Annotated in this window: 15 protein-coding genes; 6 read left to right on the plus strand and 9 right to left on the minus strand. The window is 64.2% G+C overall.

Annotated features, from left to right (window positions below; translation table 11 throughout):
• Position 1: 1 nt before the first annotated feature.
• The 3 genes from SE92_RS32645 to SE92_RS32655 all read right to left on the minus strand — a co-directional run bounded on the left by SE92_RS32645 (position 2) and on the right by SE92_RS32655 (position 4,057).
• Complete coding sequence (locus SE92_RS32645; protein ID WP_063202695.1) at positions 2-2,011, minus strand: putative bifunctional diguanylate cyclase/phosphodiesterase; 2,010 nt, start codon at positions 2,009-2,011, stop codon at positions 2-4.
• A 375-nt stretch (positions 2,012-2,386) separates the two neighbouring features.
• Positions 2,387-2,671 carry a TonB-dependent receptor plug domain-containing protein gene (locus SE92_RS32650; protein WP_063202697.1) on the minus strand — a complete coding sequence of 95 codons (285 nt, stop codon included), beginning with the start codon at positions 2,669-2,671 and terminating at the stop codon, positions 2,387-2,389.
• A 63-nt stretch (positions 2,672-2,734) separates the two neighbouring features.
• The gene (locus SE92_RS32655) at positions 2,735-4,057 is read right to left on the minus strand and encodes a hypothetical protein (protein ID WP_349510044.1); all 1,323 of its coding nucleotides are present in this window, start codon (positions 4,055-4,057) and stop codon (positions 2,735-2,737) included.
• 186 nt (positions 4,058-4,243) lie between these two features.
• On the opposite strand from SE92_RS32655, the gene SE92_RS32660 reads away from it, so the two are divergent.
• Positions 4,244-4,579: a hypothetical protein gene (locus SE92_RS32660; RefSeq protein WP_157095781.1), complete on the plus strand. Its 336-nt coding sequence runs from the start codon at positions 4,244-4,246 to the stop codon at positions 4,577-4,579.
• Between the two features lie 61 nt (positions 4,580-4,640).
• Here SE92_RS32660 and SE92_RS32665 read toward each other — a convergent pair whose 3' ends face one another.
• Positions 4,641-4,928, minus strand: a complete 288-nt coding sequence (locus SE92_RS32665) for a hypothetical protein (RefSeq protein ID WP_063202702.1) — start codon at positions 4,926-4,928, stop codon at positions 4,641-4,643.
• A gap of 162 nt (positions 4,929-5,090) precedes the next feature.
• Between SE92_RS32665 and SE92_RS32670 the strand changes: the two genes are divergently transcribed.
• Complete coding sequence (locus SE92_RS32670) at positions 5,091-5,900, plus strand: ABC transporter substrate-binding protein (RefSeq protein ID WP_063202704.1); 810 nt, start codon at positions 5,091-5,093, stop codon at positions 5,898-5,900.
• Here SE92_RS32670 and SE92_RS32675 read toward each other — a convergent pair.
• Both SE92_RS32675 and pstS read right to left on the minus strand, forming a co-directional pair.
• Positions 5,874-6,572: an ABC transporter permease gene (locus SE92_RS32675; protein WP_063202705.1), complete on the minus strand. Its 699-nt coding sequence runs from the start codon at positions 6,570-6,572 to the stop codon at positions 5,874-5,876. The genes SE92_RS32670 and SE92_RS32675 overlap by 27 nt on opposite strands.
• Positions 6,573-6,811: 239 nt before the next feature.
• Positions 6,812-7,882, minus strand: a complete 1,071-nt coding sequence (pstS, locus tag SE92_RS32680) for a phosphate ABC transporter substrate-binding protein PstS (protein ID WP_063202706.1) — start codon at positions 7,880-7,882, stop codon at positions 6,812-6,814.
• 391 nt (positions 7,883-8,273) lie between these two features.
• On the opposite strand from pstS, the gene SE92_RS32685 reads away from it, so the two are divergent.
• From SE92_RS32685 to SE92_RS32700, 4 genes are all read left to right on the plus strand, one after another.
• Positions 8,274-9,125, plus strand: coding sequence for a 3-hydroxybutyryl-CoA dehydrogenase (locus SE92_RS32685; RefSeq protein ID WP_063202707.1), 852 nt, complete (start codon positions 8,274-8,276; stop codon positions 9,123-9,125).
• A gap of 133 nt (positions 9,126-9,258) precedes the next feature.
• On the plus strand, positions 9,259-9,723 hold the full coding sequence (locus tag SE92_RS32690; RefSeq protein WP_063202708.1) for a group III truncated hemoglobin: 465 nt from the start codon (positions 9,259-9,261) through the stop codon (positions 9,721-9,723).
• 254 nt (positions 9,724-9,977) lie between these two features.
• Positions 9,978-10,637 (plus strand): QcrA and Rieske domain-containing protein, encoded by a 660-nt coding sequence (locus tag SE92_RS32695; RefSeq protein WP_063202709.1) that lies wholly within the window; start codon positions 9,978-9,980, stop codon positions 10,635-10,637.
• Positions 10,638-10,768: 131 nt separating this feature from the next.
• Positions 10,769-12,496 (plus strand): methanol/ethanol family PQQ-dependent dehydrogenase, encoded by a 1,728-nt coding sequence (locus tag SE92_RS32700; RefSeq protein ID WP_157095996.1) that lies wholly within the window; start codon positions 10,769-10,771, stop codon positions 12,494-12,496.
• Positions 12,497-12,702: 206 nt separating this feature from the next.
• On the opposite strand, the gene SE92_RS35395 is transcribed toward SE92_RS32700, so the two are convergent.
• The 3 genes from SE92_RS35395 to SE92_RS32710 form a co-directional block, all read right to left on the minus strand.
• A complete protein-coding gene (locus tag SE92_RS35395) occupies positions 12,703-12,960 on the minus strand; it encodes a hypothetical protein (protein WP_084251931.1) in 258 nt (85 codons plus the stop codon).
• A 72-nt stretch (positions 12,961-13,032) separates the two neighbouring features.
• Positions 13,033-15,345: a xanthine dehydrogenase family protein molybdopterin-binding subunit gene (locus SE92_RS32705; protein ID WP_063202711.1), complete on the minus strand. Its 2,313-nt coding sequence runs from the start codon at positions 15,343-15,345 to the stop codon at positions 13,033-13,035.
• 1 nt (position 15,346) lies between these two features.
• Positions 15,347-15,799, minus strand: a complete 453-nt coding sequence (locus SE92_RS32710; RefSeq protein WP_063203882.1) for a (2Fe-2S)-binding protein — start codon at positions 15,797-15,799, stop codon at positions 15,347-15,349.
• Between the last annotated feature and the right edge of the window lie 403 nt (positions 15,800-16,202).

Genomic DNA, 16,202 nt, shown 5'->3' on the forward strand with positions numbered 1-16,202 from the left:
GTCAGGCCACGACTTTGGCCGCGGCGCCGGCGAGGCGAAGTTCTTCCTTCGCCAGATAATCGCCAATCGCGTCCCCCGGCATGGGCTTTGCGAAATAATAGCCCTGGATGAAGTCGCACCCGAGGCGGCGCAATGTGTCGAGCTGGGCACGTGTCTCGACGCCCTCGACGACGCAGGCGATCTCCATGTCGTCGCACAGGCCCGTGAGCGATTTGATGATCTTGTAGCTCACGGGATTGTCGTTGATGTCGGAAACGAAGCTGCGGTCGACCTTGATCTTGTCCAGCGGCAGCCGGTGCACGTGGCTCAGCGAGGAATAGCCGGTGCCGAAATCGTCGAGCGAAACGCCGCATCCCATCGCCTTCAGCGTCGCGATCGACTGCTGTGCGCGGATGAAGTCGAAAGTAACTGCGGTCTCGGTGATCTCGAAATCGATCCGGTGCGGAGACAGGCCGCTCTTCTCGATGATCGAGATCAGCGGCAGGATGCCCTCGGCGGCACAGACGTCGTGGGCGGACAGGTTGAACGACAGACGGATGTGATCGGGCCAGGTTCTGGCCGTCGCGAGCGCGCGCCTCAGCAGCGCCTGCGTGAGGGGACGGATCAGGCCGATGCGCTCGGCCGCCGGAATGAAGTCGGCCGGCGAGACCAGGCCAAGGCGGGAGCTGTGCCAGCGTGCCAGGACCTCGAAGCCCGCGGTGTGCTCGCTCATGGCATCGACGATCGGCTGGAACACCAGGTCCATCTCGGTGCTGAAATCGGCCGTGCGCAGCAAATTCTCGATGACGCCGCGGCTGCGGATCTCGGCCTCGAGCTCGCTCGAGAAGATCACGGTGCGGCCGCGCAGATGGCGCTTGGCATGATAGAGCGAGTAGTCGGCGCATTCGTAGAGCGCCTCCGACGTCGTCGCGGAGTACGGGAATAATGCGAAGCCGATCGAGCAGGACAGCCCGGTATGGGCGGTGTCGAGCTGGTAGGGCAGCCTGACCTGATCGCCGATGCGCTCGCCGAGCCGCATCAGGTCCGAATCCTCGGGGTCGCCGCACACGACGAGACCGAATTCGTCGCCGCCGAGCCGGGCCAACTCCACACGCTGCGGGCCAAAGCCCTCGCAAACCTCGCGAATGCGCCGGCCCGCTTCGATCAGGACGCGGTCGCCCACCGAGTGGCCGTAATTGTCGTTGATCGGCTTGAAGCCGTCGAGGTCGATGATCCCGACCGCGACCCGGACGTGCCGGCGCTCGGCGTCGGCAAAGGCGCTCGACAGCTCGGCGAAGAAGCGGCGGCGGTTCGGCAGCTCGGTGAGGGAATCCAGATTGGCAAGGCGGAAGTTCTCGTCCGAGAGCGCCTGCGTCGCGGCCTGCTGTGCGAGCAGCGACTTGCGGCTGGCGACGAGGTCGGCGAAGTCGCGATAGTAGATGGTCAGCACCGTCACCATCGCGCCGGTGACCAGCAAATTGTTGACGGCCATCGCCTCTAGCGTCGGCTCGCCCGTGGCGAAGTAGAACACCACATAGGGTACGTCGACGACCAGGGTCACGATCAGTGCGGACGAACGCAGATGCATCAGCGAGAAGATGCAGCCGATCACGGTCACCGCCATGTAGAAGGCAACCTGGCTCTTGGCAAAGGGATCGCCGTAGGGATAGAGCGCAAACGACCAGGCGGTGAAGCCCGCTGCGATCGGTGCCGCGATCCAGTTGGTGAGACGCAGACTGCGCAGGATGTCGGCGTCGTTGCGTACGACGTGGCGCTGCCGCAGCCACCAGAAGGTCCGATAGCCCGCCACTGCGATCAGTGCGCCCGGCACGATCATGCTGAGCGAGGCGGGCGCCAGCGGAACATAGGTATAGGCGACAGCGATCGTGTTGGTGATCAGGATGAAGTAGAGCAGCGGGATCTGCTTGGAGAAGGCTTCGAACTGCGCGCGCGTGAGCTCAGGATTGTCGACCGGGACCCGGAACAGATCCACGACGGCGGCGAGATGAGACTTGAATCTGGCGACAGGCATTGCAATACGAGCCCTGGATATCTTCAAAAACGCAAGCGATCTTGCACGGCGGGGGTAAAGGGCGCGTTAGATCGATCCCCTCGTCGCGGGTTGCGCGCGGCCACAGATGCTCCGGCCTGGTGCTCCAGTGAGGCCACGTTAAGCATAAGCCGCGGAAGAAGCCCGCGGTTTGGTTGCAAACGGCCGTAATAGGTGCAGCTACGTTCTGCTAACCATGTGAGAGAGCGCAACGTATTGCCGCACCGCCGATGTGAGAGCTGCTCGTCGAAAATGCTCCGACAGGCCGGGCGCATAGCTCGCACGCTCAGCCGGTTCGACGAACGGATTCGGTGCGCCGTTCGACAACGGCGGCGCGGCGGCTGGAAGCCGGAGCGCCTAGCGCCCGATCGTCACGCCGGCGGTCGAGCGCATGGCGTCCCCGAGGCTCGTCGCGTTCTTGTCGTCGAGTACGTCTCGCGTCAGCACGGTGGTCTGACCGGGCGTGTTGAGGACCGTCTCGCCGCGCGAGGAGGACAGCCGGTCGGCCTTGTAGGGTGCGGCCGGATCGGTGGCGGAGCCTGTCGCGTGCGGTTGGCGCGACCGCTTGCCGGGCGCCGCAACGGCGGCTTGCGAGACATAGAGGGCGGTGATCACGACCAGCAGCAACGAGCTTGCGCGCATATGCGATCTCCCTTGTCGGGATATCAGCCTAGCACATCAGGACAGCGATCGCGGAAGAAAGGATCAGGCGAGTGCGGCCTGGCGTTCCAGCGCCGGCTCGCGGGACCGCTCGACTTTCGAGGGCTCGGCGAGCCGCGTGAAACTGCGATGGCTCGCCTGCGCGGGGGCCTCGACGATGACGCCCTCACAGACGATCTGTCCGCCGAGCATCTTGAATTCCAGCTTGTCGTAGCGCGGCATCGTCTCGCCGGGCGCGGGCGGCAGCAGGCCGATGCTGCCCTGGATGTTCAGCGTGGCTTCGCCGGTGCCGTGCAGCCGAGGATTCCACATCCTGATCCCGCTTTCCGTCCAGCGCTGCCGGATCAGCGCGGTGCGATCGGCAGGTTCCGTGGGTCTGGCGCGAACTTTCGGCGGGCTGCGGATTTCCGGAGCAGGCGACACGAGCGCCGGACCGATGTGGGTGATGACGCTGGCCGCATCAGTGGAATTTTGCTCCGCGACCACCGCCGCTACGGGCGCCGCAATATCCGCAGCTGCCGGCTCGATGGCCACCGCATCGTCCGGCAAGGAATCGCCGGCGAAATGAGTCTCGGAGGCAGGCTCGACCAGAAGTTCGGCATCGCCAGAGGTGACGCACGGCGCATCGAGGATCGGCTCAACATCAACAGCGACGCCGGGAGGCCGATCGTCGTCTACGATGAGGGCATTGGCCCCAAGCGGATCAGGCTCGACATCGACGGCCGACGGCGATGTCTCCACCGTGACAATGGCCTTGGCCTCGATCGGGAATGGATCGTTGTCAATGACGACTTCGGCGGCGTCGACCGGTTCGTCGATCGCGACCCGCATTGCATCGAAGGGCTCAACCTCTGTCGAGGCCTCCGCAACCGGGCCGCTGCTGATGGCGGGCTCGGACGCGGTTTCGATCTCGACGGCCGAAGCCTCCTCCTCGACGACCGGCGCGATGTGGGGCGGCGTATCCCGGGAGACATCGTCGCCGACGACCGCGTCGGTTGGTGCTGCCGGCGGGCTCTCCGAGATGACGGAGATCGCGGAATCATCCTGGGTCGAACGAGCTTCGCTTTCGGCTTCGTCGCGCCGCGAAGTCGTGCCGATGTCGGCAACTTGAGTCGAAGCGGCTTCCGCGACAACGACTTCGGCGACAGCGGCTTCAGCGATGATGGGCGAGACGTCAGCGGTGACCGGCGTGACGTCGATGCTGCCGCCATCCGGCACAGGCCGAAGCCGGGTGAATGCCCATTTCACCGCGGGGATGCGGCGCAGCAACGATATCAGTCTCGAAAGCACTAGGAGTTGTCCAAGAAGTCCTCGACGTGAGGCAATCGCTGATTCGCCAGCAATGTGAAAAACTGCCCCGGCCGTCACACCCCTGTCAATCTAGGTGAGACCAATTGCAGAACATCCGCGCATTCGGCGCGTGCGACGTGTCAGCCATCACGGCGACGCGGTCATCGTCGTAGAGGCCACGGTTTGGCCGAACCAGCGTGACCGCGACCACAGTACAGCCGCGCCGAAGCAGGCACGCTCCTTCCGAAGCGGTAGGAGAGGGAAGTGATCCACAAGATTTGTCTTGCTGCGGCCTTCGCCGCATCCATGGGCGTGCCGGCGTTTGCCGACGATCTCACGCCTAAAATCGCCGCTCACCTCATTCCGCCCAATCCGGAGATCCACATCTCCTGGACCAGTCCTGCATCCGATCCCGAGGGCCGCGCGATCGAGGTGGTCTGCGGCGAGGTCACGGTTCGCAATCCCCGGGGCTTTTCGACATCGACGTTCGCCTATGTCATCGACGACGACAAGCTCTGGCTGGCGTGGAAGATCGATTGGATGAAGGAGCCGGAGTCACAGGGCGTCCGCCGCGTGATGAGATATTGTCCCGGTCGTTGATCGACCCCTGTCGGACCGTGGAGGGGACGACGTCCCCTCCCGGTATCCGCGAACTTTTCGACTATTTGCCGGAGCCGGCACCGCCGCCAGCCTGGCTGCCCATATTGTTGGTGTTGGTGTTGTTGGTGTTGGTGCCGCCGGCCGAGGGTTGCTGCGCACCCTTGCTGTCGGCGGCTTCGTTCTGCATGTTCGACGAACGTCCGGTCGTCATGCCTTTGGTAGCGGGACCTCGCGATGACGGGCCGACGTCGCCCTGGCCGGAGGCGCCTGGAGCGGGTTGTGTCTGCGCGACGGCGCCACCGGTCGCCAGCGCCATGATGCATGCGGATGCCAAGATGAGCTTCTTCATGGGATTCTCCTTGACTTTACATGCCCAGACAATCCGCCTGCGTCAGCGACGTTCCTGTCGCGTTGCAGCCGTCCGTTCAACTCTATGCGGCCTAACGTCGGGGTTCCCGTTGTCATCGGCAGGGGCTATGCAGGACCGTCATTGTTGGTCAGGGAACGACGCATGAGGAAGATTGCCGCCGTCGGAGCGCTTCTGCTCTGGTCTACCATCGCATTCGCGCAGGATCGCACCATCACGGTCGCCTCGACCACCTCGACGGAACAATCGGGCCTGTTCGGCCATCTGCTGCCGCTGTTCACCAAGGCCGAAGGCATTGGCGTGAAGGTCGTCGCCGTCGGCACCGGCCAGGCGCTGGATATCGGGCGGCGCGGCGATGCCGATGTGGTGTTCGTCCATGACAGGCCCGCCGAAGACAAGTTCATGTCGGAAGGGCAGGGCGTCAAGCGCTTCGACGTCATGTACAACGATTTCGTCATCGTCGGTCCGAAGAGCGATCCTGCAAAAATCGCCGGTGGCAAGGACGTTGCGGACGCGCTGCGCAAGATCGCAGCGGCGAAGGCACCGTTCATTTCGCGCGGCGACAAGTCCGGCACGCACGCAGCCGAGCTGAGGCTGTGGAAAGAGGCCGGTGTCGATCTCAGTGCCGGCAAGGACAATTGGTATCGCGAGATCGGCCAGGGCATGGGCCCGGCGTTGAACATGGCCTCCTCGTCGAACGCCTATCTACTGTCGGACCGCGGCACCTGGCTGTCCTTCAAGAACCGCGGCGAGCTTGCTATCCTGACCGAGGGTGACAAGCGGCTCTTCAACCAATACGGCGTCATGCTGGTGAATCCCGAGAAGCACCCCAACGTGAAGGCCAAGGACGGTCAGGCCTTTATCGAGTGGCTCGTCTCGTCTCGGGGGCAGGAGGCGATCGCCGGCTACAAGGTCGGCGGCGAGCAGCTATTTTTCCCCAACGCGTCCCACTAGCAGGAAGGCGATTGTCGACACCGCCACGCTGAGCGCGAGCAGGATCAGCCCCAGCCCGAGCGCCAGCGGCAGGTCGCCCTTGCTGGTCTCCAGCGCGATCGCGGTCGTCATCGTGCGCGTGAAGCCGCGGATGTTGCCGCCGACGATCATGATGGCGCCGACTTCGGCGATGGCGCGCCCGAACGCCGCGAGAAAGGCCGTCAGCAGCGAGGTTCGGCCGAGTGCGAACAGCAGCGCCATGCTCCGGAAGGCCGACAGGCCGTCGATCCGGGCCAGATCGCCATATTCCGCCCACAGCAGGCTCGCGGGCCGGTGCACCAGCGCCACCACGATCGGGGTGGCCAGCAGCGTCTGCGCGATCACCATGGCAGCCGGCGTGAACAGCAGTCCGGCTGCCCCAAGCGGGCCGGACCGCGATAGCAGGAGATAGAGCGCGAGTCCGACCACGACCGGCGGAAGGCCGAGGAGCGCGTTGGTCAGGACGATGACGACCTGTCGCCCGCGGAAACGGGTAATCGCGAGCATGGCGCCGAGCGGCGCGCCGATCACGAGCGCGATGAAGCTTGCGGTCAGGCTGACTCGCACCGACAGGGCGACGACGCCGAGCAGCTCGGCGTCGGCTTCGCCGATGAGCGTGAAGGCGGCAGCGATGGATTGCGAGAAGTCGTTCATCCAGGTCTGGACGTCGGCGCCGGCCGCAATGCCTCGGGGGCGTCGGGGTCGGGACTGCGAAGGCGTTTCACGTAAGATTTCCTGCGAGTATCCTGGTGCAAGGCAGCGGCGCGGTCGCGTTGGTCTGGCACCTCGTGGCTTCGCCTGCCGCCGGGAAGGGGTTTCCCGGCAGCAGGCCGATCACAGAATACTCACATGGAGCGGTTTGGAAACCGGATTTAACCGGGCCGCATTCGGCCTCAGCGCTTGACGGTGGCCGAAGCCGAAACCGTCGAGGCTGCTCCAATGCTTTCCCGCCAATAACGTTCGATCTGGTCGATCAAGGCAGGTGGAAGCGGGACGTAGTTGAGCGTCTCGGCCTGGGACTTGCCGTTCTGGAGTGCCCAGCGAACGAAGTCGATGGCGGCGGCGGAACGCTCCGGATATTTGGGGCCCTTCGGCATCAGCACGAAGGTCGTCGCCGTGATCGGATAGGCATCTTCGCCGGGTGCGTTTGTGAGCACGAGGTGAAAATCCTTCTCCGCCTTCCAGTCCGCGCTGGAGGCCGCGGCCTGAAAGGACGCGGCGTCGGGGACGACGAAATTGCCGGCGCTGTTCTGCACGATTCCGAAGGAAATCCGGTCCAGCCGTTGCAGCGCGTAGGTGTATTCGAGATAGCCGATCGCGCCGGGAATGAGACTGACGAGCGAAGCGACGCCGTCATTGCCCTTGCCGCCGAGGCCAAGCGGCCACTCGACCGAGGTGCCTTCGCCCACGCGCGATCTCCATTGCGGGCTGACTTTCGAGAGATAGTTCGACCAGTTGAACGTCGTGCCGGAGCCGTCGACACGATGGATCACCGTGATCGGCGCGTTCGGCAATCTGATCTCGGGGTTGATCGCGCCGATCGCCGGATCGTTCCAGGATTTGATCCTGCCGAGATAGATGTCCGCGAGCATCTGTCCGGTGAAGCGGATCTGGCCGGGCTTGACGCCGTCGATATTGACCACGGGAACGACGCCCCCGATCACGATCGGGAATTGCATCAAGCCGAGCTTGTCCAACTCGTTGGGATCGAGCGGCATGTCGCTTGCGCCGAAATCGACGGCCTCTTTCTTGACCAAGCCGATGCCGATGCTCGAGCCGACCGCTTGATAGTTGACGGCGTTGCCCGTCTTCGCCCTATAGGCGTCGGTCCATTTCGCCATCACCGGCGAGACGAAGGTTGAGCCCGCCCCTTTGGTCTCGGCTGCCGAGCCTTGAGTTGACAGGCCTTGGGTTGCGACGAGCAGGGCGGTGAAGATAATTGGAAGTGCAATATGTTTGTTCATATGCGCAGAGCTAACAGCTGGGGCACGAGGCCGATGTGGTCCATGTCACAACCCGATCGCGAGGCGTTCGCGCTGGCCATGGCGCACCGGTTACAGCACACCGTCAGCGGTCGCCGCGTCATCCGATTGGTGTAGATCTCAGGCGATCCGGGCCGCTCCCCGCAGTCCCTGCGCCGGGCAAGGACCATGCGCCGAATTCGGCGCGGATTGCCCTCGAAGGCGCCAAATTCAGGTCTTTTCGCGCTTCGAGGCGGCTTTATTCCGGCCATGGATGCTTTAAGGAAGGGGCAGGATCAGGTCGCAGCCGCCCGGTGGCGGTGCTAGACCCTGGTGCAGGAACAATGGGCCGTGCCGTCCCGGCGCGAGCCGCAAGGATGAAGGATATGAGGCAATGATCCAGACCGTTGGCATCATCGGGGCAGGGACCATGGGAAACGGCATCGCGCAGATCTGCGCGGCAGCCGGGCTCTCGGTTGTGATGGTCGACATTTCCGATGCGGCGGTGAACCGCGGGATTTCGACCGTCGGCGGCAGCCTCGAGCGCCTGGTCAAGAAGGAGAAGATGTCGGCGGCCGATCGTGATGCGACGCTCAAGCGCATCACCGGCACCACCGACCGGGCGAAGCTAGCCGATTGCGATCTCGTCATCGAGGCCGCGACCGAGAACGAGGAGCTCAAGGTCAAGATCCTGAAGGATCTCTGCGCAACGCTCTCGCCGCGTACGCTGGTCGCGACCAATACCTCGTCGATCTCGATCACCAAGCTCGCTGCCGCGACCGACCGTCCCGACCGCTTCATCGGCATGCACTTCTTCAACCCGGTGCCGGTGATGGCGCTGCTGGAGCTGATCCGCGGCCTGCAGACCTCGGACGACACTCACGCCAAGGCGCTCGATTTCGCCCAGCGCGTCGGCAAGGTGGCGATCACGGCGAAGAACAGCCCTGGCTTTGCAGTCAACCGCATCCTGTGCCCGATGATCAACGAGGCCATCTTCGCGCTCCAGGAGGGGATCGCGACGGCGGAAGAGATCGACGCCGGCATGAAGCTCGGCTGCAACCATCCGATTGGACCGCTGGCACTGGCGGATCTCGTCGGGCTCGACACCATGCTTTCGGTGATGGAGGTCTTTTACAAGGGCTTCAACGACCCCAAATATCGGCCAGCGCCGCTGCTGAAGGAGATGGTCGATGCCGGCCATCTCGGTCGCAAGACCGGGCAGGGCTTTTACTCTTACGGCGCCTGATCAGGGCGTCGGCGGCGGGCCCTGGTCCGCCGCCGGATTCCGCACTTTGCGCTGCGACAAAGACGACGCGCGCAATTGGCTCGACAATGTTGAACGGGCGGCTTGCGGAACAACGGAACGGATAACGTAGGACATGTCGGATCGACTGAAGGCCGAGCGGGAAGCTGCGGCCGCGCGGCGGAACCTGTTGACCCAGGATGCGATCGAGCGCACCGGAATCACCGAGGAGATGATCGGGGAACTCGTCACCCGCTTCTACGGACGCGTGCGCGAAGATACCCTGCTGGGGCCGGTGTTCGGCGTCGTGCAAAACTGGGACGAGCATCTCGCCAAGCTCAAAGATTTCTGGTCCTCGGTCGTGCTGATGAGCGGCCGCTATCACGGCTCGCCGATGCGGGCGCATCTGCCCCTGAGCCTGGTGGGTGGCCATTTCGACCGCTGGCTCGATCTGTTCGAGCAGACTGCGCGCGAGGTCTGCCCGCCGCCGGCCGCCAGCCTGTTCATCGACAAGGCGCGCCGCATCGCCGACAGTTTCGAGATGGCGTCGGCGACCGTCGCCGGCTCGATCGCCGCGCCGCGTCACGTGCTGAGGCCCTGACGCCTGCAGAGTGTGCAAACGTATCGCGGTGCGTTTTTGCGCAGCGCGATCGATAGAGCGCTGCACCAATTCCGACATCATCGGTCTGATCTGCAAAATCATCATGCCGATCGCGCGGCATGACGTTGATTTTGCGAAAACGCGTTTGAATGCGTTCATTCTCATTCAATCAACGCGAGTGAAGCCATATTGATGCACTGCGGCGCCAATTCTCCGCCTTGTTTTCGGCAGAGTTCCAGCGCCTGCTTGTGGGCATGTCCCGCGCATCGTTCACGACCGACCTCTCATCGTCCGAGAACTCCACGGAACCAAACGCCGACGCGTGCTGTGAGCAGACGCGGCGAACCGTGCTGCTCGGCGCGCTCGCCACCACGGCATGCCTCGGTTGTCCCCCGCCCGCGCGGGCGGGCGAGGGCGAGGATCCGCCTGGCTCGGACGAGCGGCCGCAGAAGGGCGATGTGCTCGTCTTCTCCGAAGGCGACAAGGAAGGAAAACTGATCACCGCGGCCGACCTGCCGGCCGGCGGACCGCCGGTGCATGCCTGGCCGAAGGACCCCAAGACATCGGTGGTGCGCAGCGCCTCCCGGCTCAACGAGATCCTGATCATCCGGCTCGATCCGGCGGAGCTCGACGACAAGACACGCGAGCGCGCCGTCGACGGCATCATCGCTTATTCGGCGATCTGCGCCCATGCCGGCTGTCCCGTCACCGCCTGGGTGAAGAGCGATGTCGGCGACAAGGAGGTGTTCAAATGCATGTGTCACAACTCCGAATACGATCCTCGTGCGGGCGCACAGGTCGTGTTCGGACCGGCGCCGCGACGGCTCGCGGCGCTGCCGCTCGCGCTCGCTGACGGCTCGCTCAGCGTCGCCGGCAATTTCATCGGAAAGGTAGGTGGCGCGCAGCCAGGATGACGGACGGTGCGGGCCCCGCGCCCGCGTCACGAAAGGTCGTATCCGCCGACGGGCGGACGACGGGACGAACGACAAGAATTCAACACAAGAATTCAAACGGATGAAAAAGGGGAACGTCCATGAACACTTCCATGACCAGGAAGCAATTCTACCTGTCCGGCTTCGTCGCCTTCACCTGCCTTGTTTCGACCGCCGCTGCGGCTGGCCCGATCGAGAGCTACACGCCGGTCACCGCGCAGCGGCTGGAGAATCCGGAGCCAAGCAATTGGATGCTCTATCGGCGCACCTATGACGGCCACGGTTACAGCCCGCTCGAGCAGATCAACACCTCCAACGTCAAGAACCTCACGCCGGTCTGGACTTTTGCCACCGGCGTCGTCGAAGGCCACGAGGCGCCGCCGATCGTCAACAACGGCGTGATGTTCGTGGCGACCCCGATGGGGCAGGTGATCGCCCTGAATGCCAAGACCGGCGACGAATATTGGCGCTACAAGCGGCAGCTCCCCGACGATCTGTTCCAGCTGCACCCGACCAGCCGCGGTGTCGGTCTGTGGGAGGACAAGCTCTTCCTCGCCACCACGGACGACCACGTCGTCGCGCTCGATGCCAAGACCGGCAAGGTGGTGTGGGACACCAAGGTGCAGGACTACAAGAAGGGCCAGTACATGACCCTGATGCCGTTGATCGTCGACGGCAAGGTCATCGTCGGCGGCTCCGGCGGCGAGTTCGGCGTGCGCGGCTATGTCGCCGCCTACGACGCCAAGGACGGCAAGGAGCTATGGCGGACCTTCACCATTCCCGGCGAAGGCGAACCGGGCCATGAAACCTGGCAGGGCGACGACTGGAAGAACGGCGGCGGCTCGGCCTGGATGACCGGCAATTACGACAAGGAGACCAAGACGATCTATTGGGGCGTCGGCAACGCCGCGCCATGGCCCGGCGAGACCCATCCCGGCGACAATCTCTACACCTCCTCGGTGCTCGCGCTCGATCCCAACACCGGCAAGATCAAGACCCATCATCAATATCACCAGAACGATTCCTGGGACTGGGATGAGGTCGAGGCGCCGATGCTGATCGACCTGCAGCGCGACGGCAAGAACATCAAGAGCCTGGTCCATCCGGGCCGCGATGCGATCTTCTGGGTGCTCGAGCGCACGCCGACCAAGATCAACTATGTCGCCGGCTGGCCGTTCGTCTCCACCGACGTCTGGAAGGGTATCGAACCCGAGAGCGGCAAGCCGATCGTCGATCCCGCGCACAAGCCGGTGATCGGCAAGCGCGTCGAGTTCTGTCCGTCGCTATGGGGCGGCAAGGACTGGCCGTCGGCGGCCTACAGCCAGAAGACCGGCCTCGTCTACGTGCCCGCCAACGAGAATTTCTGCGGCGGGTTCACCGGCGAGAAAGTCGCGCTCAAGCCGGGCGAGCTCTGGCTCGGCACCAAGCCGGAGGACATCGGCCTGAAGGTGAAGCCGGGCGCGGATCATTTCGGCGAGCTGCAGGCTTGGGATCCTTCGACGGGCAAGAAGGTGTGGCAGCACAACTTCCCGAAATCGCAGCTGTTCGGCTCGGTGACGGCGACCGCGGGCGATCTCATCTTCGTCGGCGGCACCAATGATCGCAACTTCCGCGCCTTCAATGCCAAGACCGGCGAGCTGCTGTGGGAGCAGAAGACCAACTCCGGCATCATGGGCATGCCGGTGTCCTATGAGATCGACGGCACGCAGTACATCGCGATCCAGTCGGGTTGGGGCGTGGACGCGCAGCGCATCCAGGATGCACTGGTGACCAACAACATCGGCATCGAAGCCAACGTGCCGCAAGGCGGCGTCATCTGGGTGTTCGCGCTCAAGAAGTAGCTCCGCGGGCGGATCGAAGACAGCGGAGTAGCAGGGGGGTGGTGAATGCGGCGGACGGCAACGTCCGCCGCATTTTTGTGATGGACGGCCCGCGGACTCTTCGTCATGCCCGGGCTCGTCCCGGGCATCCACGCTCTTCGGGTCGCGGCAAAGATCGTGGATGGCCGGGACAAGCCCGGCCATGACTGCGTGAAGGACCAGAAGGTCTATTTCCCCTGGCGGTCGACCTTGTCCTTTTCCTTCTGGTTCATTTCCTGAACCTTCGGATCGGGATTGTGCTGCCCAGTTGTCTGTGTGGTCGAGGCGGGCGGGGCGCTGGCGTTTGGCAGTGAGGTCTGGTCCGGCGTGCCTGGGCGCGTTGCCGTGGTTGGCGGCGTTGTGCTGCTTTGGGCGAATGCGCCTGAGGCCGTCAAAAGAAAGGCGCTCGACAGCGAGACTGCGAGCGCCCTTGAGATGTTGGTCATCGATCTGCTCCTGTCAGATCGATGGAAACGGCGCGAGACGCCTGGTGTTCCGTCTCGCGCTTCAGTTTCGCCTCAAGCCTCCAATTGCTTGCCGATCGGAAGCGAGCGGATGCGCTTTCCCGTCGCGGCGAAGATCGCATTGATCAGCGCCGGCGCGAATGGCGGCACGCCGGGCTCGCCGACGCCGCTCGGCGGCGTGTCGGGACCGGGCGGCACGATATAGACGTTGGTCACAACAGGAGATTCGTCGATCCTGACGACCTGGAAGTCGTCAAAATTCTTCTGCTGCACCTTGCCGTCCTTGAAGCTGATCTCGCCGTATTTGGCGAGGCTCAGCCCCATGATCGCGGCGCCCTCGATCTGCGAGGCGATGCGTTCGGGGTTGACATAGGTGCCGCAGTCGATGGCGGTATCGACCCGCGGGACTGTCAGCTTGCCCTTGTCGTCGACGGCCACCTCGACGATGGTCGCGATGTAGCTGACGAAGCTGCGGTGCACGGCAATGCCAAGACCGTGGCCCTTCGGCACCTTTCGACCCCATTCGCCCTTCTCGGCGACCAGCTCGACCACCTTGCGCAGGCGCGCGGTGTCGATCGGGTAGCTGTCCTGGGGCTCGCCATAGTTCCAGAGGTCCTTCACCGCCGGCTTGACGATCCGCGGGCTGCCGATCAGCTCGAGCAGCATGTCTTTCTGGTCGCGCCCCGTCGCCTGCGCGATCTCGCCGACCATCGACTGCACCGCGAAGGCACGCGGGATGTTGGAGACCGAGCGGAACCAGCCGATGCGGGTATGCGCGGCGGCTTCCGGATTCTCGCAGGAGATGTTTGCGATCTCGAACGGCATGTCCGCGAGGCCCATGCCGATCTCGAACGGCGCCTGGTGCACCGTGCCGGCCGCAAACGTCGAGGCGATGCTGGGGGCCACGCTGCGATGGCGCCAAGCGATCACCTTGCCGCTCTTGTCGAGGCCGGCCTCGATGCGCTCGACCGAGACCGTGTGCAGGAACCCGTTGTGGATGTCGTCCTCCCGCGTCCACTGCACCTTCACCGGCGCACCGAGCTCCTTGGAGAGCAGGGCGGCCTCGAGCGCAAAGTCGCATTTCGACTTGCGGCCGAAACCGCCGCCGAGCAGCGTCACGTTGACGGTGACGTTGCCCTCGGGAATGCCGAGCGTCTTGGCGACGTCGTCGCGGGTGCCGCCCGGGCTCTGTACCGGCGCCCAGATCTCGGCCTTGTCGCCCTTGACGTCGGCGACCGCCACCGGTGGCTCCATGCTGACATGGGCAAGATGCGGGATGTAGTACTCGCCGACGATCACCTTGTCGGCACCCTTCAGCGCAGCATCCGCGTCGCCCTCCTTGCGCACGACGAGGCCCGGCTTGCGCGAGGCTTCCTCGAGCTCCTTGCGATAGGCGACCGAATCGTACTTGGCGTTGGCGCCGTCGTCCCAGACCAGCTTCAGCGCATCGCGGCCCTTGATCGCCGCGCCAGTGTTGCGCGCGATCACGGCAACGCCGCCGAGCGGTTGGAACTTTGACGGCCACGGCCAGCCCTGAACCTTCATCACTTTCTCGACGCCGGGGACCTTCAGCGCCGCGTCCGGATCGAACGAGACGAGCGTGCCGCCGGTCACCGGTGGGCGCGCGATCACGGCATATTTCATGCCTGGCAACCGCACGTCGGCGCCGTAACGCGCCTTGCCGGTAGTGATGTCGTGGAGATCGACGATGCCGACCTGGCCCTTGGTGAGATAGCGGAAGTCTTTGGGGTCCTTCAGCTTGAGGCCTTCGATTGCAGGCACCGATTCCTTGGCGGCATCGGCGGCGAGCTCGCCGAAGCCCAGCTTGCGGCCGCTGGCGCTATGGACGACCTCGTGATTGACGGCCTTGACCTCGGTCGCCGGCACGCCCCAGCGCTTGGCCGCGGCCTGCTCCAGCATAGTGCGGGCGGCGGCGCCGATCTGGCGCATCGGGATCAGATAATGCCGCGTGCTGCGCGAGCCGTCGGTGTCCTGGTTGCCGAACTTGACCTCGTCGCCATGGGCCTGCTGCACCTTGACCCTGGACCAGTCGGCTTCCATCTCCTCGGCCACGATCAGCGGCAGGCTGGTGCGCACGCCGGTGCCCATCTCGGAACGGTGTCCGATGATGGTGACAATGCCATCGGGGGCGACCGAAACGAACACGCGGGGATCGACCACGACGCCGTGCGGCATCTTGCCGGCACCGGTTTCATAGGCGAGCGCCTGGCGCGACATCACGGGGGCGGCGAGCACGAAGCCGCCCGTGACGCCGAGTCCCTTCAGGATGCTGCGGCGCGAGATCTTCTCGACCCTGACGTGCTTCTCGAAACCGCGAAGCTTGCGGGGATTGTCGATGAAATTCATGTCACACTCCCGTCGATGCGAGATGGACCGCGTTCTCGATGCGTTGATAGCAACCGCAGCGGCAGATGTTGCCGGACATCGCCTCGCGGATCTGGTCATGCGAGGGCTTCGGGTTGTCCATCAGAAGTGCCGCGGCCTGCATGATCTGGCCGGCTTGGCAGAAGCCGCATTGCGGCACGTTGACCTGGCGCCAGGCCTTTTGCACCGGATGGTCGCCGTTCGGATGCAGCCCCTCGATCGTCGTGACCTCGCGTCCGGAGACGTCCTTCACCGACGTGATGCAGGCGCGCACGGCCTCCTTGTCGACGATGACGGTGCAGGCGCCACACAGGGCCTGACCGCAGCCGTATTTGGTGCCGGTCAGCCCGGCTTCGTCACGCAGGAACCAGAGTAGCGGGAGATCCGGGTCGCCGTCCCAGCTCTGTTCCTGGCCGTTGATCTTCACCTTGATCATGATCATCCCTCGCTCTTCATAAGCATGCCAAATTCAAAACGTGCCGACGCCCATCGGCGCAATGCCGGTTGCGTCGTGTCGTTCACATTTCGCCCGCGGCCCTGCACGGGCAGATCCCGGCAGGAGGCAGGAACGTGAATCTCGATTGTCCGGATGTGTTCGATACCTCCCGTTTTGTTCTTAATTGATTGTATTCCGCGCGGCATCGTGACGGCGCGACCGTAACAGAGATCGCGCCGGCCCGGCGTTCACAGCCGGGTGTTCTCACCGGGAAAAGATTGCATCGATGGTTTGTCAAAAGCAGGGCGCGTCATCGCGCCGCGTGGGCCGCGCGTTTGCAAAATAGGAGCTGCCACGAAAAAAAGCTTCGTCCGACAGAATGACTGCGCGGACGAAGCAGGAT

Source organism: Bradyrhizobium sp. AT1 (assembly GCF_001590795.1).
Lineage (GTDB): Bacteria > Pseudomonadota > Alphaproteobacteria > Rhizobiales > Xanthobacteraceae > Bradyrhizobium.